This is a genomic window from Streptomyces sp. NPDC053665 (genome assembly GCF_055585285.1).
The window spans coordinates 576070-601835 of record NZ_JBVJKK010000005.1 but is presented as its reverse complement, the minus strand read 5'-3'; the positions used below and the strand labels follow the sequence as shown (position 1 = coordinate 601835).

The 25766-nt window shown below is 72.6% G+C and carries 29 protein-coding genes; 11 read left to right on the top strand and 18 right to left on the bottom strand.

Annotated elements, in window-relative coordinates; all coding sequences use genetic code 11:
* Window positions 1-178: 178 nt before the first annotated feature.
* The 4 genes from hpt to dacB form a co-directional block, all read right to left on the bottom strand.
* On the bottom strand, window positions 179-739 hold the full coding sequence (gene hpt / locus ACZ6ZN_RS22830; RefSeq protein WP_469648966.1) for a hypoxanthine phosphoribosyltransferase: 561 nt from the start codon (window positions 737-739) through the stop codon (window positions 179-181).
* A gap of 62 nt (window positions 740-801) precedes the next feature.
* Entirely contained in the window at window positions 802-1839 is a 1038-nt protein-coding gene (tilS, locus tag ACZ6ZN_RS22825; RefSeq protein ID WP_398108795.1) for a tRNA lysidine(34) synthetase TilS, read from the bottom strand.
* A gap of 196 nt (window positions 1840-2035) precedes the next feature.
* The gene (locus ACZ6ZN_RS22820; RefSeq protein ID WP_398108796.1) at window positions 2036-3160 is read right to left on the bottom strand and encodes a zinc-dependent metalloprotease; all 1125 of its coding nucleotides are present in this window, start codon (window positions 3158-3160) and stop codon (window positions 2036-2038) included.
* 97 nt (window positions 3161-3257) lie between these two features.
* The gene (gene dacB / locus ACZ6ZN_RS22815; RefSeq protein WP_469648822.1) at window positions 3258-4835 is read right to left on the bottom strand and encodes a D-alanyl-D-alanine carboxypeptidase/D-alanyl-D-alanine endopeptidase; all 1578 of its coding nucleotides are present in this window, start codon (window positions 4833-4835) and stop codon (window positions 3258-3260) included.
* Window positions 4836-4914: 79 nt separating this feature from the next.
* Here dacB and ACZ6ZN_RS22810 point away from each other — a divergent pair, with 79 nt between their 5' ends.
* Both ACZ6ZN_RS22810 and ACZ6ZN_RS22805 read left to right on the top strand, forming a co-directional pair.
* Complete coding sequence (locus tag ACZ6ZN_RS22810; RefSeq protein WP_369198837.1) at window positions 4915-5406, top strand: inorganic diphosphatase; 492 nt, start codon at window positions 4915-4917, stop codon at window positions 5404-5406.
* A 117-nt stretch (window positions 5407-5523) separates the two neighbouring features.
* Window positions 5524-7221, top strand: a complete 1698-nt coding sequence (locus ACZ6ZN_RS22805) for a threonine/serine exporter family protein (RefSeq protein ID WP_398109337.1) — start codon at window positions 5524-5526, stop codon at window positions 7219-7221.
* Window positions 7222-7281: 60 nt separating this feature from the next.
* On the opposite strand, the gene ACZ6ZN_RS22800 is transcribed toward ACZ6ZN_RS22805, so the two are convergent.
* Window positions 7282-8241, bottom strand: a complete 960-nt coding sequence (locus ACZ6ZN_RS22800) for a DedA family protein (RefSeq protein ID WP_469648820.1) — start codon at window positions 8239-8241, stop codon at window positions 7282-7284.
* A gap of 134 nt (window positions 8242-8375) precedes the next feature.
* Here ACZ6ZN_RS22800 and ACZ6ZN_RS22795 point away from each other — a divergent pair, with 134 nt between their 5' ends.
* On the top strand, window positions 8376-8741 hold the full coding sequence (locus tag ACZ6ZN_RS22795) for a YbjQ family protein (RefSeq protein WP_383503299.1): 366 nt from the start codon (window positions 8376-8378) through the stop codon (window positions 8739-8741).
* A gap of 19 nt (window positions 8742-8760) precedes the next feature.
* Here ACZ6ZN_RS22795 and ACZ6ZN_RS22790 read toward each other — a convergent pair whose 3' ends face one another.
* Window positions 8761-9531: a MerR family transcriptional regulator gene (locus ACZ6ZN_RS22790; RefSeq protein ID WP_451876267.1), complete on the bottom strand. Its 771-nt coding sequence runs from the start codon at window positions 9529-9531 to the stop codon at window positions 8761-8763.
* A gap of 102 nt (window positions 9532-9633) precedes the next feature.
* Here ACZ6ZN_RS22790 and ACZ6ZN_RS22785 point away from each other — a divergent pair, with 102 nt between their 5' ends.
* Window positions 9634-10920 (top strand): ion channel protein, encoded by a 1287-nt coding sequence (locus ACZ6ZN_RS22785; protein ID WP_469648818.1) that lies wholly within the window; start codon window positions 9634-9636, stop codon window positions 10918-10920.
* 49 nt (window positions 10921-10969) lie between these two features.
* Window positions 10970-12376, top strand: coding sequence for a glutamate decarboxylase (locus tag ACZ6ZN_RS22780; RefSeq protein ID WP_451876265.1), 1407 nt, complete (start codon window positions 10970-10972; stop codon window positions 12374-12376).
* Window positions 12377-12410: 34 nt separating this feature from the next.
* On the opposite strand, the gene ACZ6ZN_RS22775 is transcribed toward ACZ6ZN_RS22780, so the two are convergent.
* From ACZ6ZN_RS22775 to ACZ6ZN_RS22750, 6 genes are all read right to left on the bottom strand, one after another.
* The gene (locus ACZ6ZN_RS22775) at window positions 12411-13172 is read right to left on the bottom strand and encodes an ABC transporter permease (protein ID WP_451876264.1); all 762 of its coding nucleotides are present in this window, start codon (window positions 13170-13172) and stop codon (window positions 12411-12413) included.
* Window positions 13169-14089: an ATP-binding cassette domain-containing protein gene (locus ACZ6ZN_RS22770; protein ID WP_469648963.1), complete on the bottom strand. Its 921-nt coding sequence runs from the start codon at window positions 14087-14089 to the stop codon at window positions 13169-13171. Before ACZ6ZN_RS22770 ends, ACZ6ZN_RS22775 begins: the two co-directional genes overlap by 4 nt.
* 103 nt (window positions 14090-14192) lie before the next feature.
* Window positions 14193-14834, bottom strand: a complete 642-nt coding sequence (locus ACZ6ZN_RS22765; protein ID WP_469648816.1) for a PadR family transcriptional regulator — start codon at window positions 14832-14834, stop codon at window positions 14193-14195.
* A 24-nt stretch (window positions 14835-14858) separates the two neighbouring features.
* Window positions 14859-15407, bottom strand: a complete 549-nt coding sequence (locus ACZ6ZN_RS22760; RefSeq protein ID WP_398108804.1) for a DinB family protein — start codon at window positions 15405-15407, stop codon at window positions 14859-14861.
* A gap of 106 nt (window positions 15408-15513) precedes the next feature.
* Entirely contained in the window at window positions 15514-16977 is a 1464-nt protein-coding gene (locus ACZ6ZN_RS22755) for an aldehyde dehydrogenase family protein (protein WP_451876262.1), read from the bottom strand.
* 70 nt (window positions 16978-17047) lie between these two features.
* On the bottom strand, window positions 17048-17872 hold the full coding sequence (locus ACZ6ZN_RS22750) for a helix-turn-helix domain-containing protein (RefSeq protein ID WP_398109338.1): 825 nt from the start codon (window positions 17870-17872) through the stop codon (window positions 17048-17050).
* A gap of 343 nt (window positions 17873-18215) precedes the next feature.
* Between ACZ6ZN_RS22750 and ACZ6ZN_RS22745 the strand changes: the two genes are divergently transcribed.
* Window positions 18216-18731 (top strand): ATP-binding protein, encoded by a 516-nt coding sequence (locus ACZ6ZN_RS22745; RefSeq protein ID WP_469648814.1) that lies wholly within the window; start codon window positions 18216-18218, stop codon window positions 18729-18731.
* A gap of 86 nt (window positions 18732-18817) precedes the next feature.
* Here the strand turns inward: ACZ6ZN_RS22745 and ACZ6ZN_RS22740 are convergent, their stop codons facing one another.
* The 5 genes from ACZ6ZN_RS22740 to rpmG all read right to left on the bottom strand — a co-directional run bounded on the left by ACZ6ZN_RS22740 (window position 18818) and on the right by rpmG (window position 21507).
* Window positions 18818-19033 carry a DUF397 domain-containing protein gene (locus tag ACZ6ZN_RS22740; RefSeq protein ID WP_398109339.1) on the bottom strand — a complete coding sequence of 72 codons (216 nt, stop codon included), beginning with the start codon at window positions 19031-19033 and terminating at the stop codon, window positions 18818-18820.
* 632 nt (window positions 19034-19665) lie between these two features.
* Complete coding sequence (gene rpsR / locus ACZ6ZN_RS22735) at window positions 19666-19899, bottom strand: 30S ribosomal protein S18 (protein WP_398108807.1); 234 nt, start codon at window positions 19897-19899, stop codon at window positions 19666-19668.
* A 6-nt stretch (window positions 19900-19905) separates the two neighbouring features.
* A complete protein-coding gene (locus ACZ6ZN_RS22730; protein WP_469648811.1) occupies window positions 19906-21087 on the bottom strand; it encodes a CobW family GTP-binding protein in 1182 nt (393 codons plus the stop codon).
* 4 nt (window positions 21088-21091) lie between these two features.
* Window positions 21092-21340: a type B 50S ribosomal protein L31 gene (locus tag ACZ6ZN_RS22725; protein ID WP_469648809.1), complete on the bottom strand. Its 249-nt coding sequence runs from the start codon at window positions 21338-21340 to the stop codon at window positions 21092-21094.
* Between the two features lie 2 nt (window positions 21341-21342).
* Entirely contained in the window at window positions 21343-21507 is a 165-nt protein-coding gene (gene rpmG, locus ACZ6ZN_RS22720) for a 50S ribosomal protein L33 (protein ID WP_333932256.1), read from the bottom strand.
* Window positions 21508-21571: 64 nt separating this feature from the next.
* Here rpmG and rpmB point away from each other — a divergent pair, with 64 nt between their 5' ends.
* The 4 genes from rpmB to ACZ6ZN_RS22700 all read left to right on the top strand — a co-directional run bounded on the left by rpmB (window position 21572) and on the right by ACZ6ZN_RS22700 (window position 23694).
* A complete protein-coding gene (rpmB, locus tag ACZ6ZN_RS22715) occupies window positions 21572-21808 on the top strand; it encodes a 50S ribosomal protein L28 (protein WP_469648806.1) in 237 nt (78 codons plus the stop codon).
* On the top strand, window positions 21808-22113 hold the full coding sequence (gene rpsN / locus ACZ6ZN_RS22710; RefSeq protein ID WP_451876259.1) for a 30S ribosomal protein S14: 306 nt from the start codon (window positions 21808-21810) through the stop codon (window positions 22111-22113). The genes rpmB and rpsN overlap by 1 nt, the downstream gene beginning before the upstream one ends.
* 130 nt (window positions 22114-22243) lie before the next feature.
* A complete protein-coding gene (locus tag ACZ6ZN_RS22705; protein WP_451876258.1) occupies window positions 22244-22771 on the top strand; it encodes a hypothetical protein in 528 nt (175 codons plus the stop codon).
* 383 nt (window positions 22772-23154) lie between these two features.
* On the top strand, window positions 23155-23694 hold the full coding sequence (locus ACZ6ZN_RS22700) for a DUF4232 domain-containing protein (RefSeq protein ID WP_469648803.1): 540 nt from the start codon (window positions 23155-23157) through the stop codon (window positions 23692-23694).
* 108 nt (window positions 23695-23802) lie between these two features.
* Here ACZ6ZN_RS22700 and ACZ6ZN_RS22695 read toward each other — a convergent pair whose 3' ends face one another.
* Window positions 23803-24903: a DUF2786 domain-containing protein gene (locus tag ACZ6ZN_RS22695; RefSeq protein ID WP_469648801.1), complete on the bottom strand. Its 1101-nt coding sequence runs from the start codon at window positions 24901-24903 to the stop codon at window positions 23803-23805.
* A gap of 74 nt (window positions 24904-24977) precedes the next feature.
* On the opposite strand from ACZ6ZN_RS22695, the gene ACZ6ZN_RS22690 reads away from it, so the two are divergent.
* Window positions 24978-25718, top strand: a complete 741-nt coding sequence (locus ACZ6ZN_RS22690) for a Clp protease N-terminal domain-containing protein (RefSeq protein ID WP_451876255.1) — start codon at window positions 24978-24980, stop codon at window positions 25716-25718.
* The last annotated feature ends 48 nt before the right edge of the window (window positions 25719-25766 follow it).

Below are 25766 nucleotides of genomic sequence, written 5' to 3'. Positions count from 1 at the left end.
GCGGTGCCGCCCCGTCCCTCCTGCCATAGTGAGTTTGATAAAAGACTGTTCTTCGGACGGTACCCCAGCATTGTCACCTGAAGCTGCGCGGTGCGGCTGGCGATCCGTCCACGCCTGCTCCAACGGCGGGAAGCCCGCCGGGGTTCCCGATCACCGTCACGGCACCCCGGCCGGGTGTTCAGCCGCCGTACACGTGGGGCGCGAGCGTACCGACGAACGGGAGGTTGCGGTACTTCTCGGCGTAGTCGAGGCCGTAGCCCACGACGAACTCGTTGGGGATGTCGAAGCCGACCCATTCCACGTCGATGGCCACCTTCGCCGCCTCGGGCTTGCGCAGCAGCGTGCACACCTTGAGGGAGGCGGGCTCGCGCGAGCCGAGGTTGGAGAGCAGCCACGACAGGGTCAGACCGGAGTCGATGATGTCCTCGACGATCAGGACGTGCTTGCCCTTGATGTCGGTGTCGAGGTCCTTGAGGATCCGCACCACACCGGAGGACTGGGTGCCCGCCCCGTACGAGGATACGGCCATCCAGTCCATGGTGACGGGGGTGGACAGCGCCCGCGCGAGGTCGGCCATGACCATCACCGCGCCCTTGAGGACGCCGACGATCAGCAGGTCCTTGCCCTCGTACTCCGCGTCGATCTTCTCGGCCAGCTCGGCCAGCTTGGCGTCGATCTGTTCCTTGGTGATGAGCACCTTCTCGAGGTCGGCACCCATGTCTTTCGCGTCCACCCGCATCACTTTCGGTCGTCCCACCGGCTGAGCGGTCCTCTCCTCCGCGAGTGCGGAGGAGCGGTGCTTCAGCCTTGCCGAATCACCAGTCTGCCACCCTGCCGCCGGGCCACGACCTTGCCGGGGAGGTTGATGGCTCCCTGACCCCGCCAGCCGGTGATCAGCCGGTCGACTTCCTCGATGTGGCGGGCGAACAGCGATCCGGCCGGTGCCCCGGCCGCGACGGCGGCCCGGCGCAGGACGCGGCGGCGCACGGCGGGCGGCAGGGCGTAGAGCTTGGCGCACTCCAGCTGCCCCGTGGCGTCGCGCACGGTGGACTCGACCTGGGAGGCCCAGGAGTCCAGGGCGTCGGCGTCGTCACGGGAGAGCTGGGCCGTCCGGGCGAGTGCCTCGACGACGCCCTTGCCGAGGGCCTTCTCCAGGGCCGGCAGGCCTTCGTGGCGCAGCCGGGAGCGGGTGTAGGCCGGGTCGGCGTTGTGGGGGTCGTCCCAGACGGGCAGGGACTGGACCATGCACGCCTTGCGGGCGGTCTGCCGGTCGAGCTCCAGGAAGGGGCGCCGGTAACGGCCGCCGGCCCCCGAGACCGCGGCCATTCCGGACAGGGAGCGGGTGCCGGAGCCGCGGGCGAGGCCGAGCAGGACGGTCTCGGCCTGGTCGTCGCGGGTGTGCCCGAGCAGGACGGCGGCGGCGCCGTGGCGTTCGGCCGCGGTGTCGAGGGCGGCGTAGCGGGCGTCGCGGGCGGCGGCCTCGGGCCCGCCGGCGCGGCCGACGCTGACGGCGACGGAGTCGACGGGGTCGAGGCCGAGTTCGCGCAGGCGCTGGACGACCTCCGCGGCGCGCACGTCGGAGCCGGTCTGGAGGCCGTGGTCGACGGTGATGCCGCCGGCCCTGATGCCGAGCTTGGGGGACTCGAAGGCGAGGGCGGAGGCGAGGGCCATGGAGTCGGCGCCGCCGGAGCACGCCACGAGCACGAGCGGCCGGGGCGGCCGGTCGTGCGGGGAGGCGTGCGGGACCGCGGCAGGGGCGCGGTGCACTTCGGTGAGGAGGTCGTGGAGGACGCGGCGGACCGCCAGGCGTATCGCCGCGACCGCAGGATGGGGACCCATGTCCGGTTCCCTTCATGAAGTTTTCGGGGGGTGAGCCCGCGTGTCGGTCACGCAGAGTGTGTAGATGGTGACAGAAGCGGGCCGTTCCCCGAGCATTGCACGCCTACCCCTGGCTCACGGTCCCTCGGACGGGTGATTGGTGGGGCGTTCGCCTGCCGTCGGCGGGCTCTCCTTCACGACCTGGACGTCCCGTTCACTACTCGGCCTTGCGGTGCACCCGCGTGACCCAGTCCGCCGGTTTGGCGATCTCCGCCTTGGTGGGGAGGGTGTTGGGCGAGGTCCACACGCGGTTGAAGCCGTCCATGCCGACCTCGTCGACGACGGCCCGCACGAACCGCTCGCCGTCGCGGTACTGGCGGAGCTTGGCGTCCAGGCCGAGCAGCTTGCGCAGGGCGAGGTCGAGGCGGGAGGCGCCCTTGGCGCGGCGCTGCTGGAACTTCTCCCGGATCTCGCCGACGGAGGGGACCACGGACGGGCCGACGCCGTCCATCACGAAGTCCGCGTGCCCCTCCAGCAGGGACATCACGGCCGTGAGGCGGCCGAGGATCTCGCGCTGGGCGGGGGTCTGCACGATCTCCACCAGGGAGCGGCCGCCGTCGTCCTCCTCGGCCTCGGGGCGGCCCCCGGCGAGGCTCTGCGCGGCCTCGCGGACCCGTTCCAGGACGGTCATGGGGTCGACGTCGGTCTCCGCGAGGAACGCCTGGACCTCGCCCTCGAGGTGGTCGCGCAGCCAGGGCACGGCGGTGAACTGCGTGCGGTGGGTCTCCTCGTGCAGGCACACCCAGAGCCGGAAGTCGTGCGGGTCGACGTCGAGTTCGCGCTCGACGTGGACGATGTTCGGGGCGACGAGCAGGAGCCGGCCGCCGCCGCTGCCGCCGGGGAGTTCGCGGGACGCGGGGGCGAAGGTCTCGTACTGGCCGAGGACGCGGGAGGCCAGGAAGGACAGCAGCATGCCGAGTTCGACGCCGGTGACCTTGCCGCCGACGGCGCCCATGACCGCGCTGCCCGTGCTGCTGCCGCGCCGCTCCTGCATCTTGTCCAGCAGGGGCCTGAGGATCTCCCGGAAGCCGGCGACGTTCGCGCGCACCCAGCCCGGCCGGTCGACGACGAGGACGGGGGTGTCGTGCCCCTCCTCGGTGCCGAGCCGGGTGAAGCCGCGGACGTGTTCCTCCGAGGCCTTGGCGTGCCGGCGCAGCTCCGCGACGACGGCCCTCGCCTCGTCGCGGCTCACCTCGGGGCCCGGCCGTACGAGCCGGGTCGCGGTCGCCACCGCGAGATTCCAGTCGACCATGCCGGTTGAAGCACCACCGATGCTCGTCATGCGTCAACCGTACGTGAGCGCCGCCCGGTGGGGCAGGGCGGCGAGGGGCGGCCGCTCCCGGGAGGCGGCGTCACCCGCCCGCCCGGGGCCCGTCCCGTCACCCGCAGCCGCAGTCCGCGAGGGCGCTGGCCACCCGGTCGAGGGCCTTCTGGGTCACCGCCGGCTCGATGCCCTCCGTGCCCGTGGTCATGAAGGCGAAGGCCAGCAGGCGGCCCTCCTCGTCGACCAGGGTGCCCGCGAGGGCGTTGACGCCGCTCAGGGTGCCCGTCTTGGCGCGGACCACGCCGGACGCCCCGTCCCTGTAGCGGGAGGTCAGGGTGCCGGTGAAGCCGGCGACGGGCAGGCCGGTGAGGGCGGGGCGGAGTTCGGGGTGGGACGGGTCGGCCGCCTTGGCGAGCAGCGCGGTGAGCAGGCCGGGCGTGAGGCGGTCGGCGCGGTCGAGGCCGCTGCCGTCCTTGAAGGCCGCGCCCTTCACGGGCAGGCCGAGTGCGCGCAGCCGGGCGCTGATCGCCTTGTCGGCGCCGGCGAAGTCGGCCGGGTGGCCGGTGGCGATCGCGGTCTGGCGGGCCAGGGCCTCGGCGAGGTCGTTGTCGCTGTGGGTGAGCATGCGCTCGACGAGGGCCGACAGCGGCGGCGAGGAGACCTTGGCGAGCGTCTTGGCGCGGGTGGTGGCCTTGGAGAGGCCGGGGGCGGTGGTCTTGACGCCGTAGGACTTCAGGAAGTCGCCGAACCGGCGGGCCGCGTCGGCGGCCGGGTCCGGCACCCGCTCGATCGGGCCGCTCGTCGAGTCGTCGGGGCGGCCCTCGTCGGCCATCAGCGGGGTGACCCGGGCGAGGTTGTCGTTCTTGCCGATCGGGTGCCGGTCGGTGCCGGTGTAGAGGGTGGTGTCGTAGGAGAGGGTGACCTCGCGGATGCCGCGGTCGGCGAGGGCCGCGGCGGCGTTCTGGGCGAGGTCGCGCAGGCTGGCCTGGCCCTGGGCCTTCTCGCGGGCGGTGAGGGTGGGGTCGCCGCCGCCGACGAGGACTACTTCTTTCGTGTCGGGTTCCAGCGCGGCGCGGGTGGTGAGCCGGTGGTCGGGGCCCATGGCGGACAGCGCGGCGACGGCCGTGGCGATCTTCGTCGTGGAGGCGGGGGTGGACGCGGCGTCGGGGTTCTTGCCGAACAGGCGCCTGCCGGTGGTGACGTCGACGACGGCCGCGGCGGGCCGGGGGCCGAGCGCCGGGTCCGCGAGGAGGGGTGTGAGGGCGTCGGCGAGGGCCTTGCCGTCCGGGCCGGACCGTACGGTGCTCACGCCGCCGAGACCGGTCAGCACCGGACCGGCGCTGGGAGCGGGGCGGGGGCGGCCGGGCGCGCCGGCGGCGCTGCCGTGATCTGCGCCACCCGGGCGGTGCAGGGCCACGGCCCGGTGCCGCTCCGCCGTACGCTGACCCGAGGAGTCCCAGGGACCTGCGGCGGTCACCACCCCGGCTGCCAGGGCGAGCCCGGCGGTCGCGGCCCCCGCGGTGTAGCCCCAGGTCTTCGGCCGCACGACCTGCGGTTCTCCGGCTCCGCGGAGCCGGGCGAGCCGTGGTCGCACGGTCGCAGCGGCCCGGGCCAGGCGTGGTCGTACGGCGGCCGCGATCCGCACCACGTGCGGTCCCGCGGCCCGCCAAGGCCTCAGCTCTGGCACGACCACCAGCCCCTTTCGCGATCACACACCTGCGTGAGGGACACTTAATCACCAGAACTATGTGTTGATCATGGAGGAGCCACCGGTGGAGTTCGACGTCACGATCGAGATTCCGAAGGGTTCGCGGAACAAGTACGAGGTGGACCACGAGACCGGTCGTATCCGCCTGGACCGCCGCCTCTTCACCTCGACCAGCTACCCGGCCGACTACGGCTTCGTCGAGAACACGCTCGGCGAGGACGGCGACCCGCTGGACGCGCTGGTCATCCTGGACGAGCCGACGTTCCCCGGCTGCCTCATCCAGTGCCGCGCGATCGGCATGTTCCGCATGACCGACGAGGCCGGCGGCGACGACAAGCTGCTGTGCGTCCCGGCGCACGACCCGCGTGTGGAGCACCTGCGGGACATCCACCACGTGTCGGAGTTCGACCGCCTGGAGATCCAGCACTTCTTCGAGGTCTACAAGGACCTGGAGCCGGGCAAGTCGGTCGAGGGCGCCAACTGGGTGGGCCGTACGGACGCCGAGGCGGAGATCGAGCGGTCCTACAAGCGCTTCAAGGAGTCGGGCGGTCACTGAACCTCCCGCTGATGCCCACGGGCCGCACGCCTGCGCGTGCGGCCCGTCGGCCTGTATGTGCGCATACTGAGGCCAGGGGGTACTGAGGCTGACGTGTCGTACAGGGAGCGCCAGGCAGTGACGGACGCGGAGGACCGCAAGCCGACGTCGGACGAGGCGAGGAGTGCCTTCCAGCCTCCTGCCCAGACGGTCGTCGACGGGGACATGTCGACGACGTCGGAGTTCGCGATCCCCGACGGGCTGGCCGTTCCCAGAGCGACGGTCTCGGAGTCCGAGACCACCTCCGAGTTCTCCGTGCCGGACGGGCTGGACGTGCAGCCGGCGCACCCCGCGGAGCACGAGGGCTCGGCGTTCACCCCGCCGAGCACCTACAGCAGCAAGCACGCGCCCACGGCCTTCACCCCGCCCAACGGCATCCCCCAGGTCAGCCTGACCAAGGACGTGCCGTGGCAGGACCGGATGCGCACGATGCTGCGCATGCCGGTGGCGGAGCGGCCCGCGCCGGAGACCGCGCACCGCGGCGGCGACGAGAGCGGGCCGGCGGTGCCGCGCGTGCTCGACCTGACGCTGCGTATCGGCGAGTTGCTGCTGGCGGGCGGTGAGGGCGCCGAGGACGTGGAGGCGGCGATGTTCGCCGTCTGCCGGTCCTACGGGCTGGACCGCTGCGAGCCCAACGTGACGTTCACGCTGCTGGCGATCTCCTACCAGCCGTCCCTGGTCGACGACCCGGTCACGGCGTCGCGGACCGTGCGCCGCCGGGGCACCGACTACACCCGGCTGGCGGCCGTGTACCAGCTGGTGGACGACCTCAGCGACGACGAGACGGCGGTCTCGCTGGAGGAGGCCTACCGGCGGCTCGCGGAGATCCGCCGCAACCGGCACCCGTATCCCGGCTGGGCCCTGACCGGGGCGAGCGGTCTGCTGGCGGGCGCGGCCTCCGTCCTGGTGGGCGGTGACGTGATCGTGTTCGTCGCGGCGGCGCTGGGCGCGATGCTGGGCGACCGGCTGGCGTGGCTGTGCGCGGGGCGCGGGCTGCCGGAGTTCTACCAGTTCACGGTCGCGGCGATGCCGCCGGCCGCGATCGGGGTCGCGCTGACGCTCGGTCATGTCGACGTGAAGGCCTCGGCGGTGATCACCGGTGGGCTGTTCGCGCTGCTGCCCGGGCGGGCCCTGGTGGCGGGTGTGCAGGACGGCCTGACCGGTTTCTACATCACGGCCTCCGCCCGTCTGCTGGAGGTCCTGTACTTCTTCGTGGGCATCGTCGCCGGGGTGCTGCTGGTGCTGTACTTCGGCGTGCAGCTCGGGGCGCGGCTCAACCCGGACCAGGCGCTCGGCGCCTCCGACGACCCGGTCATGATGATCGCCGCGTCGATGCTGCTGTCGCTGGCGTTCGCGGTGCTGCTCCAGCAGGAGCGCTCCACCGTGGTCTGGGTGACGCTGAACGGGGGTGTCGCCTGGGTCGTGTACGGCGCGATGCACTACGTCGGGGACATCTCACCGGTGGCGTCCACGGCCGCGGCCGCGGGGCTGGTGGGGCTGTTCGGGCAGTTGCTGTCCCGCTACCGGTTCGCGTCGGCCCTGCCGTACACGACTGCCGCGATCGGGCCGCTGCTGCCCGGTTCCGCCACGTACTTCGGGCTGCTGGCGATCGCGCAGAGCGAGGTGGACGCGGGGCTGGTGTCGCTGTCGAAGGCGGTGGCCCTGGCCATGGCCATCGCCATCGGCGTCAATCTGGGGTCCGAGATCTCGCGGATGTTCCTGCGGATCGGGTCGGCGGAGAAGCGGCGCGCGGCCAAGCGCACCAGGGGGTTCTAGCTCCGGGCGCCCACCGGCTCCCGGCCGGGACTCCGGCGGCCGCCGGAGTCCCGCGGCCGCTCAGTAGCCGTTGCCGTACGGGTCCTGCTGCCCGCCGCCCTGCCGGCTGCCGTACGGCTGCTGGGTGCCGTACGGCTGCTGGGTTCCGTAGGGCTGCTGCGTGCCGTAGGGCTGCTGGGTCCCGTACGGCTGCTGGGCGCCGTAGCCCGGGTTCGGGGCCTGCGGGTACTGGCCCTGGTACTGCTGGTCCTGATGGCCGTTCCGGTCGCCGTGGGGGGGCTGCTGCTGCGGGTGGCGGTGGGGCGGCCGGTCGTCGGGCGTGATGCGGCGCAGCTGGGTCGTCGCGTCGTCCATGGCCGGGGGCTGCTGGTGCCGCTCCTGGGGGGCCTGCGCCGCGGCGCGCTTCTTCTTCGAGCGCTCGCGCAGGTACTCGATGATGATCGGGACGAGGGAGAGCAGCACGATCAGGACGAGGATCGACTCGACGTTCTTCTTGATGAAGCCGATCTGGCCCAGCCAGAACCCCGCGAGGGTCACGCCGGTGCCCCAGGCGATGCCGCCGACGACGTTGTACGTCAGGAACGTGCGGTACTTCATGCGGCCGGCGCCGGCGACGATGGGCGCGAACGTGCGCACGATGGGCACGAAGCGGGCCAGGACGATCGCCTTGGGCCCGAACTTCTCCATGAACTCGTGGGCCTTGTCCAGGTTCTCCTGCTTGAAGAGCTTGGAGTTGGGCCGGCTGAACAGCTTCGGCCCGAGGAACTTGCCGATCATGTAGCCCACTTGGTCGCCGAGGACGGCGGCGAGCACGATCAGGGTGCAGACCAGCCACAGCGGCTGGCTGATGTACGTGCCCTCGGCGACGAAGAGACCCGCCGTGAACAGCAGGGAGTCGCCCGGCAGGAACGCGAAGAGGCCGGACTCCGCGAAGACGATGAGCAGGATGCCGGGCAGGCTGAACGTGGAGATCAGGTGCTCCGGGCTGAGCCACTCGGGGCCGAGCGCAAGCGTGGTCACGGGGATGTGGCTCCTGCTGCTGTGGGGTACGGGCTGGGGCTGACTGCCTCAACGTATCAACGCAGCCGTCACGACCCAGGTTCCATGGGGGTTATCAGGATGCACTGTGGCCCGTCCCGGGCAAAGCTGTGGACATGGGCATCGACGAATACGGCGGTGGACAGGGCCCCCAGCCCGACGTCCTCGTCGTCACCACGAACGACGTACCCGGCTACCGCGTGCAGGAGGTGCTCGGGGAGGTCTTCGGCCTCACCGTGCGCTCCCGGCACATCGGCAGCCAGATCGGCGCCGGGCTGAAGTCGATGGTCGGCGGCGAGCTGCGCGGCCTGACCAAGACGCTCGTGCAGACCCGCAACCAGGCCATGGAACGGCTCGTGGAGCAGGCACGCGCGCGTGGGGCCAACGGCGTGCTCGCGTTCCGCTTCGACGTGACCGAGGCGGCGGACGTCGGCACGGAGGTCTGCGCCTACGGCACGGCGGTGGTCCTGGCCCGGGAGTGAGCCACCCCCGGGCCGGGGATCAGCCGGTGTGCCGGTCCGCGTTCGCGGCGATGGCCTCCTTGAGGTGCGCGGCGAGGCCGGGGCGGATCGCGTCGTAGAACGCGGTGAAGCGCTCGTCGGCGACGTACATCTCGCCCAGGCAGCGGTGCAGCTCGTGGGAGCACGCGTAGAACCACGTGCAGATGTGCTGCCGGTGCTCCTCGGCGAGGTCCATGGCCGCCTCACCGGTGGGGGCCCCGCCGGCCGCGACCAGGGCGGCGTAGCGTTCGCCCCAGTCGGCGGCGTCGGCCTGGATGCGCGTCCAGTCGTCCTTGGTGTAGCGGGCGACGCGGCGCTGCGACTCGGCGTACTCCGTCGTGCCGCCCCAGCGCCGGCGCACCTCCTCGTCGTACTGCTCGGGGTCGTGGTCCCCGAAGACCTCGAACTTCTCCTCGGGCGTGAGGTCGATTCCCATCGTGCGTGCCTCCATGGCGTGCTCCACGGCCGCCGCCATCTTGCGCAGCTTCTCGATCCGGGCGGTCAGCAGGTCGTGCTGCCGGCGCAGGTGTGCGCGCGGGTCTGCTTTTCCGGTGGCCTGATCGTCGAGCAGGGCGGCGACCTCGTCGAGCGGGAAGCCGAGCTCCCGGTAGAACAGGATCTGCTGCAGCCGGTCGAGGTCGGCGTCGCCGTAGCGCCGGTGACCCGCGTGGCTGCGTTCGCTCGGGACGAGCAGGCCGATGTCGTCGTAGTGGTGCAGCGTGCGCACCGTGACGCCGGCGAAGCCCGCGACCTGTCCCACGGAGTAGCTCACTTCCGCTCCCTTCTTCTTCCGTGCTCCACGGTCGGGCCTCACGCGACGTGAGGTGCAAGCGTGTTTCATGTTTGTCCGGGTTGATCCGTTTATCGTGTGCCCGTGGTCCAGGACACCGAGCCGCAGGCGCCCTCCGTCACCCCGGCGACCCCCGCTCGCGCCCTGCTGCCGTCGATCGTGCCCGCCGTGGCCGTCGGTGTCCTGTCCAGCCTGGTGCTCGTGGGGGTGGAGGTCGCCGCCGAGCACCTCGAGGACGTGCTCTGGGGGCCCTTGCCGGACGCGCTCGGCATCGGCCGGTACTCGGTCGCGTGGATGTTCGTGATGCTCGTCGCGACGGGGGTCGCGGTCGGGCTCGTGGTGTGGCGGATGCCCGGGCACGCGGGCCCCGACCCGGCCACCGTGGGGCTGGACGCCCCGGTCCTGCCGCCCGTGGTGCTGCCGGGACTGGTGCTGGCGACCGCGCTGATGCTGGCCGGCGGGCCGAGCCTCGGCCCGGAGAACCCGATCATCGCCGTCAACGTGGGCCTGGCGGTGTGGCTGGGCGGCCGGGCCGTGCCGCGGGCGCCGGGCCGGATCTGGCCGGCGCTGGCCGAGGCGGCGACCATCGGCGCGCTGTTCGGCACGCCCGTGGCCGCCGCCCTGGTGATCTCCGAGGTGCTGGCCGGGCAGAAGACGCGCGGCCTGCTCTGGGACAACCTGTTCGCGCCGCTGACCGCCGCCGCGGCCGGCTCCCTGACCGTCTCCCTCATCGACCGCCCGAGCTTCGATCTCGGCCTGCCGCCCCTCGGGCGCCCCGGCTGGGCCGATCTGGCGGCGGCTGTCGTGGTCGCCTCGGCCGGCGCGCTGCTCACCCTCTGCGCCGTTTACGCGTTCCCCCACGTCCACGTGGCCTTCCGCCGGCTGCGGCACCCGATGCTCATGCTCCCGGCGGGCGGGGCCGTGCTCGGCGCCCTGGCGGCGCTCGGCGGCCATCTGACGCTGTTCAAGGGGCTCGACGAGATCGCCGTGCTGGCGCGGGACCCCGGAGCCCGCGGTGCCGGGGAGTACGCCGTCCTGACGGTCGTGAAGCTGGCCGCGCTGCTCGTCGCCGCCTCCTGCGGCTTCCGCGGCGGGCGCATCTTCCCGGCCGTGTTCGTCGGCACCGCCCTCGGCCTGGGCGCCCACGCCCTCGTCGACGGGGTGCACCCCTCGGTCGGGGTGTCCGCCGCGGTGCTCGGCGTGCTGCTGGCGATCACCCGGCAGGGCTGGGTCAGCCTCTTCGTCGCCGCGGTGCTGGTCGCCTCCCCGTCGATCCTCCCCCTGCTGTGCATCGCCTCCCTGCCGGCCTGGCTGCTGGTCACGGGCCGGCCGCAGATGCAGCTGCGCGAGGACGGCTCCCCGGTCCGCTGAAGCTCCCGACACCCCCATCCCCGTCGCCACCCAGCCCTTGGAGGCACCCGTGCCGCTCCACGAAGGTCCCCGCCGCTCCGGCGAGCACCGCATGTCCGTGAACCCGTTCTACGGCCCCGCCAACCCGGTCGGCGACATGGCCGAGGCGCCGCCCACGCACCGGCTCCCGGACCAGCCGATGGCCCCGGCGACCGCCCACCAGCTGGTGCGCGACGAGCTGATGCTCGACGGCAACGCGCGGCTGAACCTCGCCACCTTCGTCACCACCTGGATGGAGCCGGAGGCCGGGCTGCTGATGGCGGAGTGCCGGGACAAGAACATGATCGACAAGGACGAGTACCCGCGCACGGCCGAGCTGGAGCGGCGCTGCGTGGCGATGCTCGCCGACCTGTGGAACGCGCCCGACCCGGCCGCCGCGGTGGGCTGCTCCACGACCGGGTCGAGCGAGGCCTGCATGCTCGCCGGCATGGCCCTGAAGCGGCGCTGGGCCCAGCGCAACGCCGACCGCTACCCGGGGGCCCGGCCCAATCTGGTGATGGGCGTGAACGTGCAGGTCTGCTGGGAGAAGTTCTGCAACTTCTGGGAGGTGGAGGCGCGGCTGGTCCCCATGGAGGGCGAGCGCTACCACCTGGATCCGCAGGCGGCGGCCGAGCTGTGCGACGAGAACACCATCGGGGTCGTGGGCATCCTCGGCTCCACCTTCGACGGGTCCTACGAGCCGGTCGCCGACCTGTGCGCCGCGCTGGACGCCCTTCAGGAGCGCACCGGGCTCGACGTCCCCGTGCACGTCGACGGGGCGTCCGGCGCGATGGTCGCGCCCTTCCTCGACGAGGACCTGGTGTGGGACTTCCGGCTGCCGCGGGTGGCGTCGATCAACACCTCGGGGCACAAGTACGGCCTGGTCTACCCGGGCGTCGGCTGGGCGCTGTGGCGGGACGCCGAGGCGCTGCCGGAGGAGCTGGTGTTCCGGGTGAACTACCTGGGCGGTGACATGCCGACGTTCGCGCTGAACTTCTCGCGGCCGGGCGCCCAGGTCGTGGCGCAGTACTACACGTTCCTGCGGCTGGGCCGGGACGGCTACCGGGCCGTGCAGCAGGCCGCGCGGGACGTGGCCACCGCGCTGGCCGCCCGGATCGAGGCACTCGGCGACTTCCGGCTGCTGACCCGGGGCGACCAGTTGCCCGTGTTCGCCTTCACGACCGCGCCGGACGTGACGGCGTACGACGTGTTCGACGTGTCGCGGCGGTTGCGCGAGCACGGCTGGCTGGTGCCCGCCTACACCTTCCCGGAGAACCGTCAGGACCTGTCCGTGCTGCGGGTGGTGTGCCGCAACGGGTTCTCCGCCGACCTCGCCGACCTGCTCGCGCAGGACCTGGAGCGGCTGCTGCCGGACCTGCGCCGGCAGCCGCACCCCCTGACCCGGGACAGGGGCGCGGCGACCAGCTTCCACCACTAGGGCCCGGCGTCCGGAGCGTCCCGGACGCCGGTGCTCACCGGCTCAGCCGTGCGAACCTGCGCACCGCCAGCGGGAAGAACACCGCCAGCAGGGCCAGGGGCCAGGCGACCGCCGCCCAGACGTGCCCGGACTCCGTGCCGGGGACGCCGAAGAGGTCCCGTACGGCCGTGGCCGTGTGGGACATCGGGTTCCACTCGACGACCGTGCCCAGCCAGCCGGGCATGGAGCCGGGCGCGGCCAGGGCGTTGGACAGGAAGCCGACCGGCCAGACCAGGATCTGCACGGCCTGCACCATCTCCGGCCGGCCGGCCACCAGGGCGAGGTGGATGCCGATCCACAGCATGGCGAAGCGGAACAGCAGCAGCAGGCCCAGGGCGGCGAGGAGGGCCGTCGGACCGCCGCCGGACCGCCAGCCGAGGGCCACGCCCACGCCGATCAGCACCAGCAGGGCCAGCGCCGACTGGAGCATGTCGGCGGCCGACCGGCCCACCAGCACCGCGCCGTCGGCCATCGGCATCGACCGGAACCGGTCGATCACGCCCTTGTTCAGGTCCTGCGTGACGGCGAGCATCGTGCCCTCCAGGCCGAAGGCCATGGTGAGCGCGAGCATGCCGGGGATCAGGTAGTCGCGGTACTCGCCGCTCACGCCCCGCCCGCCACCGACCAGGTAGCCGAACATGAGCAGGAGCATCACCGGGAAGACCAGGTTGACGGCCAGCTGGACGGGCTGCCGCTGCCAGCGGGCGAGCTCCCGGCGGGTCATGGTCCAGGAGTCGGTCAGGGCGTGCGCGGTCACGCGGCCTCCTTCACTCGGTGGTCGTCCCCGGTCAAGTGCAGGAACACCTCGTCCAGCGTCGGGCGGCGCAGGGCGACGTCCTCCGCCTCGATCCCGGCCTCCCGCAGGGCCCGGACGACGCCGGCCAGGGCCTCCATGCGGTCGGCGACCGGGGCGCTCAGCAGACGGCGGTCGGGGTCGACGGACACGTCGGCGAGGGGCAGCAGGGTGACGGCAGCGCCCAGTTGGCCCGCGTCCCGGAGCACCACGTCGATGCGGTCGCCGCCGGTCTCGGCCTTCAGCTCGTCGGCCGTGCCCTCGGCGATGACCCGTCCGCCGGCGACCACGCTGATCCGGTCGGCGAGCTGATCGGCCTCCTCCAGGTACTGGGTGGTGAGCAGCACCGTCGTCCCGCCGCCGACCAGGGCGCGGACGGACTCCCACACCTCGGCCCGCCCGCGCGGGTCGAGCCCGGTGGTCGGCTCGTCCAGGAACAGCACCTCCGGTTCGGTGATCAGGGACGCGGCCAGGTCGAGCCGGCGCCGCATGCCCCCGCTGTACTGGCGCACCGGCTTGCGGCCGGTGCCGGCCAGGCCGAAGCGCTCCAGCAGTTCACCGGCCCGCGCGCGGGCCCCCCGGGCGCCCAGGTGGTGCAGCCGGCCGAACAGCTCCAGGTTCTGCCGGCCGCCGAGCTCCTCGTCGAGCGCGGCGTTCTGCCCGAGCAGGCCGATGCGCAGCCGGACGGCGTACGCCTCGCGGACCGCGTCGTGGCCGGCCACCACGACCCGGCCCGCGTCCGGCCGCAGCAGCGTGGACAGGACCCGGACCAGCGTGGTTTTGCCCGCGCCGTTCGGCCCGAGCACCCCGTGCACCGTGCCGCGCGCGACCGTGAGGCCGAGCCCGTCCAGCGCCTTCTTGTCGCCGTACCTCTTGTGCACGCCTTCCACGGTGATCGCCGCGTCGGCCACTGAGCCTCCCTCGCTAGTCAAACTTGACTACGTGCTCGAAGGTATCCCCGCGCCCGCCATTCGTCAAACTTGATTAGTGGGAATCCCCGGGATGGCGCTCCCCCGTCGCGTACGGGTTCTCCTCGTCCTCGGCCAGCACGCCCACGAACGGGTCGCCCTCGTCGGCGAAGGTATAGGCGCCGCTCTCGATGCGCTCGATCAGCCCGCGGGTCCACTCGGCCTCGGAGTCGGCCGTGTGGACCCACATGTTCATGATCTCCCCGATGTGGCCGAGCTGCTGGGGCCCCTCCTCGGGCGCGTAGTGCTCCAGGACGGCGGCCCGCCACTGCTCGATGCGCATCGTCCGCTCCTTCAGCAGGGCCACCGCCTCGGCCCGGGGCAGGTCCACCACGAAGCCGACGGCCGCCGTCTTCACGTCCCCGCGCTGGTCGTAGGTGACCAGCGACTCACGCAGCAGCCGGAAGTACTCCTCGGTGCCCTGCCCGGTGAGCTCGTACTCCGTGCGCGGCGGGCCGCCGGCCGTGGACGGGGCTACCTCATGCGCGTGCAGCAGGCCCTGCTTGGCCATCTGCTTCAGCGCGTGGTAGATCGAGCCGGGCTTGGCGCTGGACCACTCGTGGGCGCCCCAGTACTCCAGGTCGTTGCGCACCTGGTAGCCGTGGGCCCGCCCGTGCATGCGGACCGCGCCGAGCACGAGGAGACGGATCGCTGACATGGGGCCAGCGTAGGACGGGCGGGGTCAGCCCCGGGCGCTGCCCTGCTCCCTCGCCACCAGCTCGAAGGCCGTCGCGCCGTCCAGCGACTCCCGGACGATGTCCGCGTGACCGGCGTGCCGGGCCGTCTCGCGGATCAGGTGCAGGCAGAGCCAGCGCATGGAGAGCCGTTCGTCCTTGGGGTTCCAAGACGTCGCCGGCAGCAGGAACGTGTCGTCGAGGGAGGGCACCTCGCGGATGAACGCCTCGGTGTCGGCGGCCACCTTCTCGTAGTACGCGAGCTGCTGCTCCACGGTCTCGTCGCCGACCAGCCGGAAGCACTCGTCCCAGTTCGACTCGTCCCGGTGGACGGCGGGCGGCTCCCCCTTGGCCCGGGCGATCCAGCCCTGCTCGACCTCCGCCACGTGCTTGAGCAGACCGGCCAGGGACAGCTCGCTCGCACTGGGGCGGGACGCCGCCTGCTCCGGCGTCAGACCCAGCAGCGCCCGGCGGATGCCGCCGCGCTGCTCGGCGATGAACGACAGCAGCGCTCCGCGCTCGTCGCCGGGTGCCTCCGCGGGAACGTGAGTGACCATGACCGCCGCCTTCCGTCGTGACCGGGGGCCTCTCCCCCTCACACCGACGACGCTACGCACCCTTGCGGTCAGGTGCTGTCCGCAACGGCCGCAGGGCCGCGGCGGATCAGAACGGGAAGCCGCTGCGCCCGTGCTGCACCGAGATCCACTTGGTGGTCGTGAAGGCGTCCAGCATCGTCTCGCCGTTGAGGCGCCCGACGCCCGAGGCCTTCTCGCCGCCGAAGGGGACGATCGGCTCGTCGTGCACCGTGCCGTCGTTCACGTGGAACATGCCGGTGTCGATCCGCTGGGCGAACCGCACGCCGCGCTCGACGTTCCCGGTGTGCACGGCGCCGCTCAGGCCGTACGGACTGTCGTTGACCAGACGCACGGCCTCCTCCTCGCCGTCGAACGGCACCAGGAAGACGACCGGCCCGAAGACCTCCTGCCGCAGCAGGGCGGAGCCGGCGGGCACGTCGGTCAGCACGGACGGCTCGACGAGGTTGTTCGTCCGCCCGCCGCGCACCAGGGCGGTGGCGCCCTCGGCCAGCGCCTGCTCGACCACGCCCGCGAGCGCCTCGGCCTGCGAGGAGTTGATGACCGGGCCGATGACGGTCTCCGGGTCGCGCGGGTCGCCCGTCTTGAGGCCCTTCACCTTGGCGACGAACTTCTCGGTGAACTCCTCGGCCACCGAGCGGTCGACCAGGACGCGGTTGGCGGCCATGCAGACCTGGCCCTGGTGGACGTACCGGCTGAAGACCGCGGCGTCCACGGCGTAGTCCAGGTCGGCGTCGTCCAGGACCACCAGCGCGCTGTTGCCGCCCAGTTCGAGCACGGACCGCTTGAACTGCCGGGCGCACACGGTGGCGACGTGCCGGCCGACCTGGTCGGAGCCGGTGAAGGAGATGACCTTCGGGACCGGGTGCTCGATGAAGGCGTCCCCGATCTCGGCGATGTCGGTGATGACGACGTTGAGCAGGCCGCCGGGCAGTCCCGCGTCCTCGAAGAGCTTCGCGACCAGGGAGCCGCCGACGATCGGCGTGTTCTGGTGCGGCTTGAGGACCACGGCGTTGCCGAGGGCCAGGGCCGGGGCGACGGACTTGATCGACAGCAGGAAGGGGAAGTTGAACGGGCTGATCACGCCCACCACGCCGACCGGCACCCGGTAGACGCGGTTCTCCTTGCCGTCCACGGGGGAAGGGACGATGCGCCCCGCGGGGGCGAGCGCCAGGTGGACCGCCTCGCGCAGGAACTCCTTGGCCAGGTGCAGCTCGAAGGCGGCCTTCAGACGCGTGCCGCCGAGCTCGGCGACGATGGCCTCGGATATCTCGGCCTCGCGCTCCTCGACGAGCCGCAGGGCCTTCTCGAAGACCGCGCGGCGGGCGTAGGGGTTGGTCGCCGCCCACTGCCGCTGGGCGCGGGCGGCGGCCCGGTACGCCTCGTCGACCTCGTCGGCCGTGGCGATCGTGATCGACGCCAGCTTCTCGTCGTCGTAGGGGTTGAAGTCGATGATGTCCCAGGAGCCGCTGCCCGGGCGCCACTCACCGTCGATGTACTGCTGTGCGAGCTCGGTGAAGCAGGACGACGACATGTGATCCCTCGATCCCTGAGACCTTCGATCGCTTCCCCGCGATCTGATCACGCGTCATCGTACTGATGTTTCAGGAGAGTTGGAGGAGACCCCGCAGAAGGTCCCGGCTCTCGGCGGGGCCGGGGCTGTCGCGCTGGAGCTCCTTGAGCGCCCGCTCGTACTGGGCGACGTCCTCGGCCTTGTCCAGGTACAGCGCGCTGGTGAGCTGCTCCAGGTACACCACGTCCGACAGGTCCGACTCGGGGAAGCTGAGGATCGTGAACGCGCCGCTCTCCCCGGAGTGCCCGCCGAGGCTGAACGGCACCACCTGGAGGCGCACGTTGGGCCGCTCCGAGATGTCGATGAGGTGCTGGAGCTGGCCGCGCATCACCTCGCGGTCGCCGTAGGGGCGGCGCAGCGCGGCCTCGTCCAGGATGATGTGGAAGTCGGGGGCCGACTCGGCGACGAGATGCTTCTGCCGCTCCAGGCGCAGCGCCACGCGCCGCTCGACGTCGGCCGCGCTCGCACCCTGCATGCCCCGGCGGACCACCGCGTGCGCGTACGCCTCCGTCTGGAGCAGGCCGTGCACGAACTGCACCTCGTACGCCCGGATCAGCGAGGCGGCGCCCTCCAGGCCGACGTAGGTCGGGAACCAGCTCGGCAGCACGTCGGAGTAACTGTGCCACCAGCCTGCGACGTTGGCCTCCTTGGCGAGCGACAGCAGCGAGGAGCGCTCCTGCTCGTCGGTGATGCCGTACAGCGTCAGCAGGTCCTCGACGTCCCTGGTCTTGAAGCTCACCCGGCCCAGCTCCATCCGGCTGATCTTCGACTCGGAGGCGCGGATCGAGTAGCCCGCCGCCTCGCGCGTGATGCCCCGCGCCTCACGCAGTCGCCTGAGTTGTGATCCGAGCAGCATGCGCCGCACCACCGATCCCGGCTCTCCCGCGCTCACGTTCGCCAGCCTCCCCAACGGTTTCAGGGGCCGAAGTCTGCCACTAAAACACTTCGAGCAGTACTCGTCCGGTTACGGAAACGGAATCGAGACAGTCGGCGCACGCGCGCGGCCGGAAGAAAGAGGCATGTGAACGGCCGAAGTGCGACGTCAAGATGACGGAAAAATTGACCAACAAGCGGTACGGGACAACGCATTCCGGTCACCTGCACGTGCATCTGCCCTTGCATCTGCTGTACGCATCCGAAACCATGGTCCCGCACCACCGCTGCATCGCACCGACCGCGAACACCCGGGAGTGCCTCGCATGGGGACGAATGGATCGACCATGCTCGAGCCGTTACGGCAGGGCCTTCCGCCGCTGGACCCCGCGGCCGTGTCCCACGCCGCCTCCTGCTCACTGCCGGCCCGCTTCGAAGCGGTGGGCGAGGCACGCCGGTTCACCCGCAGAACCCTCGACCAATGGGACCTCGGCGACCGCTTCGACGACGTCTGCCTGGTGGTCTCGGAACTCGTCACCAACGCCCTGCGGCACGGGCTGCCGGCGAGCACCCTGTGCGCCACCCGCCGGGAACCCCCGGTGCGGCTGCACCTGATGCGGTGGACCGAGCGGCTGGTGTGCGCGGTGCGCGACCCCAGCCACGACAGCCCCGTCGCCCGGGAGACCGACGACTTCTCGGCCGAGTCGGGGCGCGGACTGTTCCTCGTCGACTCCTTCAGCGACAGCTGGGGCTGGCACCCGCTCGCGGGCGCCCTCGACGGCAAGGTGGTGTGGGCGCTGTTCCGCCTCCCGCACACCGGATCCGGTCCGGCCTGCGGATGAGGAACCGCGGCGCCTTCTCGCGTCGCGGTTCTACGCGCGTCACAGCCGTCGGTGCGCCGGGCGGCCCGCAGGGGCCGACATCGCTGTCATCCGACCAGATGGTCGAACTCCCCGTCCTTCACGCCGAGCAGCATCGCCTCGATCTCCGCTCGGGTGTAGACCAGCGCGGGACCGTCGGGGAAGCGGGAGTTGCGCACCGCCACGTCACCGCCCGGCAGCCGGGCGAACTCCACACAGGACCCTTGCGAGTTGCTGTGCCTGCTCTTCTGCCAGGCCACACCGCTCAGCCTGGTGGCCGCCATCCCGTTGTACGCGTCGTGGTCCACAGGTCGCTCCCCGGTGGTGCACTGGCTGGTGTGGCCATTGATGCAGCGGTCAACTGACCCGGATCATAGCTCTGTTCATGTGCAGATGCAGAGGCAGATGCACGTGCACGCGGGGTGGTCCGGCGGTTACAGCTTTGGCGACCGCTTTACCGAAAGCTCTTGCTTGTCTGACGCCGCTGACGCCTGCCGCGTTCCCCCGGCCCGGGGCGAAAACCGGCGGGCCGGACGGCATCGGGGGATCCGGAGCATCCGCTCGCCGTGCCGGCGGGCGGCTGTGCGGCGGCCGAACAGAGCGCCGAGGCCGTATCCGGAAGCGCCGGGCACCCGCTTGACCAGGCACGAATGCGCCGCACGGACGACCCGGCCGTCATCCGCCCGTGCCCGGCCCGGCTCGCACCGGCGTCCGCTTCCCACCGGGCGCACGGTACCGGGCCGGCCGCTCGAAGCGCTTTCCCCGCCGTCCGCCGGACGGCCCGCCCAGGCCGGTCGACCAGCCGCCCGGCCCTTCCCGGCGGCACCGCCGCGCAGGCCGCCGCACCCGCCCCGGAACGGACAAGAGGTCCCCCACGCGTCAAGCGTGGGGAACCTCACCCCGATCCGGGACGTGCTCAGCGAGCGGCGTAGGGCAGCAGCGCCATCTCCCGCGCGTTCTTGACCGCCGCGGCGATCTGCCGCTGCTGCTGCGCCGAGACGCGGGTGACCCGGCGGCTGCGGATCTTGCCGCGGTCGGAGAGGAACTTCCGCAGCAGATCGGTGTCCTTGTAGTCGACGTACGTGACGCCTGCCTGGTCCAGGGGGTTGGGCCGGTTCCGGGCGGGCGTGCGTTCGGGCTTGCGGGGCATGTCGGTTCAGACCTCCAGGAGGGTGTCGAAGGAGTGCGGCAGGCGCTGCCAGGCCTCGCGGCCGGCCGCGTACTCGGCGTCGGTGAGCAGGCAGGACCGGAGCAGGCGCGTCAGGCCGTCCCGGTCGAGGCCGGGCGAGGTGAAGGCCAGGCGCTGGCAGCGGTCCCCGTGCTCGGGGTGCCAGTCCAGCGCGGCGGCGGCCCGGCGTACCGGCGGCACCAGCTCCCAGGCCGCGTCCGGCAGCGCGGCCAGCCACGGCCCGGCGCTCTCCACGCACAGGGCCCCGCCCGCGGCGTCCCAGTGGAACAGGGTGTCGGGCTTGTCGGCGAGCCAGAACCGTCCCCGGCTGCGGGCGGCCGCGCAGGTCAGGTCCTCCAGCGCGGCGTAGAGCCGCTCCGGGTGGAAGGGGCGGCGGCTGCTCCACACCAGGGTCGAGACGCCGTGCGCGTCGGCTTCGGCGGGCAGCAGCGCGCTGGCGGGGTGCTGGGCGGCGGCGGCCGCCTCGATGTCGAAACCGGCCAGGGCGGCCCGGGCCAGCGGTGACAGCGGGTGCGGGTCCGGTCCCGGGTCCAAGTCCTGCGGCGCGAGGGGCACCTGCCGGGCGGTGGGGTGCAGTTGGCCGAGCAGTGCGCGGTCCTCGTCGTCGGCCTCCGGGGAGTCGGCGACCGCGAGGACGGGGGCGTACTCCAGCTGACGCGCGAACGTGTCGGCGACCGTGCGCTGATCGGTGGCGGCCGCGGCCAGGCCCCCTTCGGCCAGGTCGTCGCCATTGCCCAGGTACGGCAGGACCAGGGCCGGGTCGACGGCGGTGATCACACCGGTGACGGTCAGCCCGCCGGCCGCGACGACCTCGGCCATGGCCTTGGGCTCGACGGAGTCCCACAACTCGACGACGGCCAGCCGGGTGCCGCCGGCGTCCCGGAGCCGCTCGAGTTCGGGGACCAGGTCCTCGCGCAGGGCACAGCAGGCGCAGTCGTTCACGAGCGGGGTCTCGCCCGTGTCGAGGAGCCCGGCGGCGTCCCGGACGGTCCGTACGACCGTGCCCGCGGCGGCCGCCGACAGGTCGTGGTGGAGGACGACGCTGCCGGGCACGTCGGCGAGCAGCCGTGCGACGGCCGCCCTGCGGGCGTCGGCGTGCAGCCCGCCGACGATCACGACGGCAAGCTCGGGCTCGGAGAGCTCGGACACGGCGTCAGCCCTTCTTCCCGTACCGGCGCTCGAAGCGCTCGACGCGGCCCGCGGTGTCCAGGACGCGGGCGGTGCCCGTGTAGAAGGGGTGGCTGACGTCGGAGATCTCGACGTCGACGACGGGGTAGGTGTTGCCGTCCTCCCACTCGATCGTCTTCTCGCTGGTCATGGTGGAGCGGGTGAGGAAGACGTAGTCCGCGGCGCGGTCGCGGAAGACGACCGGGCCGTACTCCGGGTGGATGCCCTCGCGCATGGTCAGCGCTCCTCTCGGAAGTCGACGTGGCGGCCGGCGACCGGGTCGAACTTGCGCAGGGTCAGTCGGTCCGGGTCGTTGCGGCGGTTCTTGCGGGTCACGTAGGTGTAGCCGGTCCCGGCGGTGGACCGGAGCTTGATGACCGGCCGGAGTTCGTTGCGAGCCATGCCGCTATGCTACTGAAAATGAATTCCATTTACATCAGCTGAGACGAGAGGTACGTCACCCACCATGTCCGCGCACTGCATGCTGACCGGGGCCCGCCCCGGGTTCGGCAACCGCATCTCGCACTCCCATCGGCGCACGTCCCGCCGGTTCGACCCGAACATCCAGTCCATGCGCTACTGGCTGCCGAGCGAGGGCCGCCACGTGCGGCTCCGGCTGAGCGCCAGGGGGATCAGGACCGTCGACGCGATCGGCGTCGAGGCGGCCGTCGCCCGGATCCGGGCCCGGGGAGTGAGGGTCTGATGGCGAAGAAAAGCAAGATCGCGAAGAACGAGCGGCGCAAGGAGACCGTCGCGCGCTACGCCGCCCGGCGCGCCGAGCTGACGGAGATCATCCGGCGGCCGTCGTCCACGGCGGCCGAACGGGCCGCGGCGCAGGCGGAGTTGCGCAGGCAGCCGCGGGACGCGAGCGCCACGCGCGTACGCAACCGGGACCAGGTGGACGGGCGGCCGCGCGGCTACTTCCGGGCGTTCGGGCTGTCCCGGGTCGGACTGCGGGAGCAGGCGCACGCCGGGTACCTGCCCGGTGTGCGCAAGTCGTCCTGGTGACGGGCGTTCCGCGGACCCCTTGACGGGCCCTGGTAGCTTGCTGCGATCGTTCCGGCCACGGGGCCGGCCGACCGGTCCTCCCGGACCGGCCCGCCGACCGGCTACAGCTTGGGGGCTTGCAGTGACTTCGGTGATCTTCTCGCGTCGCTCCGGCGCCGTGCGCGTCGCGGCGGCCGCCGCGGGGCTGGTGGGGGCGCTCGCGCTGACCGCGTGCAGCGGCGACGGCGACTCCGGGGACGACCCGGCGTCGAGCCCGGCCGCGTCCGCCTCGGCGTCGGCGGGCACGGGCGGCGACTCCGGGTCGTCCGGGTCGGACTCCGGCTCGGGCGACGAGGCCGGCGGCGAACTGGCCGGCAGCTGGCTCGCGACGACCGACGGCAAGGCCGTGGCCCTGGTGATCACCGGCAAGCAGGCCGCGCTGTTCGCCACCGGCGGCGGCGTGTGCAGCGGCACCGCGGGCGAGGAGTCCGGGACGAGGACGATCCGCCTGAAGTGCGCGGACGGTTCCAAGGGCCGGGCCAGCGGCACGGTCGACTCGGTCACCGGGACCAGCATGAAGGTCACCTGGGAGAACGGCGTGGGCACCGAGACCTACACCAAGGCCGAGGGCGGCAAGCTGCCCACGGGTCTCCCGACGGCGAGCCTCGACGCGCAGTAGCGATCCGGCAGCGCGACGACGGGCCGCGGTACGCCTCAGGGCGCCGCGGCCCGTCCGGCGTTCGGGGGATTCGGCGGGGGCGCGTGCCCGTGCGGCAGCCCGGTGCGTGATGATCCAGGGAGCCGAAGCCCTTCCTGATCCGGGGAGCCGACGCCCCTCCCGATCCGGGGAGCAGACGCCCCTCCCGATCCGGGGAGCCGACGCCCCTCCCGATCCGGGGAGCCGACGCCCCTCCCGATCCGGGGAGCCGACGCCCCTCCCGATCCGGGGAGCCGACGCCCCTCCTGAACCGGGGAGTCGACGCCCTCGATCCGGGGGAGCCCACGCTCCTCCCGGATCGGGGGAACCGAAGCCCCTCCTGCTCATCACGCCCAGAGGACCTCATGCGCACCTTGCCCGTCACCCTGGCCGCCGCCCTCTCCGCGACCCTCCTGCTGACCGCCTGCGGCGGCGGCGACGACGGCGCCGACGACACGAAGAACACGGACCCGTCGAACGGCCCGGCGGCCTGCGCGCTGAGCGCCATGGACGTCGAGGTCGGGGCCGGCGCCGCCCCGGCGGCCGGCGACACCGGCAACGTCACGGTCACCCTCACCAACCAGGGCGCCCCGTGCACCCTGAAGGGCTTCCCCGCCGTGGACCTGCTGGCCGAGAGCAGCACGACGAACGTGCTCCCCGAGGAGGGCGCCCAGGCCCGGCCGCTCACGCTCGGCAAGGGCGCCACGACGTCCTTCACGATCACCTACGTCCGGGGCGAGGCCGACCCGGCGAAGAGCCTCATCGTGCACGCGGCGTCCTTCACGCTGCCCGGCGTGCCGAAGGACGCGCACGAACTGAAGTGGTCCTACGGCCCGGTGGCCCACGCGGAGGACGGCGGCCTCGCGGACGCCACGGTGAGCGGGTTCGAGACCTCCGGGGACTGAGGGCGGTCGCACCGAGCGGACGGCGGGACCGCCGGTGGCCGAGGCGGGCAGGGGCCGCAGGAGGTGGCGGATGTCGACGCCCCGGCCGCCGCGGACGCCGTCCGCGTGTCAGTCCAGTCGTGGCCGGTGGCGGACCTGGGCCCGGTCCGCCGCCAGGGCGCCCTCCGTCCAGCCCGCCGCGTCACGTACCGAGCGCAGCCGGGTCGTGGTCGTCTCCGGGAACATCCGGTCCAGCCGCCCGGTGACGGCGACCTCGCGGGAGGCCAGGACCGGCAGCAGGTCGTCGGTCACCTGCGTCTCGGCCGCCGCGGCCAGGCGGACGCCGACGCGGTGGGCGTAGGCCGCGAGGAAGGACTGGCGGAAGGTCTTGGTGCGCTTGCGGCCACCCGCCCTCTGGGCCGCCTCCGCCGTGGTCATCGCGGTCGTGGCCTGCACCAGCAGGGAGGTGTACAGGAGCTCGACCACCTCCAGGTCGGTCTCGAACCCGACGACCGTCGAGAAGCCCAGCGCCTCGTTCCACACCGCCCGGCAGTGATTGGCCGTGGCGACGGCGTCCAGCAGCACCGCCTTGGCCTCCTCGTAGGGCGGCTCCACCCCGATCCGGCACGCGCCGGGCGTCTCGGGTGACGGTGCCCGCGCGGCGAGCAGCGCCTCGTCGACGCTGTACCGGGCCGTCAGCTCCTGCGCCTTGGCGCTGAGCGCCTCCGCCTCCTCGGGGAAGCCGGTGGCCTCCGCCTTGGCGAGCAGGGCACGGATGCGGGTGAGCATCCGGGACTCGGTGCGCGCGCCCCCGGGCTGCTCGTCCAGCACCTCCAGCGGGGGCAGGCGCAGCAGCAGCCGGTACAGCTCCAGGACGGCCGTGGCGTGGGAGAAGCGGTCCGTCCGGGGCGGCGGGTCGGCCGGCAGTGCGGCGAGCTGGGCGCTCCAGCGCCGCCCGCGCGGCCGGTCCGCACCCCGCTGGGCCCGGATCAGCTCCGCCGCGAGGCGTACGTGCACCTCGTCCAGCTCGCGCCGGACGACGCGCACGACGTCGGCGGGCTGCCAGCCCCGGCGCCAGGCGGCCGCCACGAACTCCTGCCCTCGCCGGGCGAGTTCGGGGTCGGCCGCGCTGTCGGCGGCCAGCAGGGACGCGCCGGTGTCGAGGGCCGTCTCGCCGGTCTCGTACAGGGCGGCGGCGAAGGCGCGGTCGACGGTGCTGGGCGTGCTCACCCGGCCGATGGTGCCACGCGACCTGCTGTCAACCTTCGGTTGACACCCGCGGGGGCGCAACCTACGGTTGACACATGACGAACCCCGATCCCACGTCGTCCGTCCGTCTCGACGACCTCATCGCCGCCATCAAGAAGGTCCACCACGAACCGCTGGACCAGTTGCAGGACGCCGTCATCGCCGCGGACCACCTGGGCGACGTGGCCGACCATCTGATCGGCCACTTCGTCGACCAGGCCCGGCGCTCCGGTGCCTCCTGGACCGACATCGGCAAGAGCATGGGCGTCACCCGGCAGGCCGCGCAGAAGCGCTTCGTGCCCAAGGAGTCGGCCGACCTCGACCCCGGCCAGGGCTTCAACCGCTACACGCCCCGCGCCCGCAGCGCGGTGATGGCGGCGCACCACGCGTCCAAGGCCGCCCGCAACACCGAGGGCCTGCCGGAGCACCTCGTCCTCGGCCTGCTGGCCGAGCCCGAGGCCCTCGCCGCGAAGGCCGTCGTCGAACAGGGCGTCTCCCTCGACGAGGTCCGCGCGGCGGCCACGGCGGCGCTCCCGCCGGCCGCCGACGACGTCCCGGAGCTCGTGCCGTACGGCCCGGCCGCCAAGAAGGTCCTGGAACTCACCTTCCGCGAGGCCCTGCGCCTCGGCCACAACTACATCGGCACCGAGCACATCCTGCTCGCCCTCCTGGAGCACGAGAACGGCCAGGGCGTCCTCAGCGGCCTGGGCATCGGCAAGGAGCGGACGGAGCAGTACGTCGCCAGGGTGCTGGAGAAGATCGCGCGAGCGCAGGAGAACGTGCTGGACGAGTCCTGACCTGCCGGGCGGCGGCGGGGGGATTGTCAGACCCCCCTGGCAGACTCG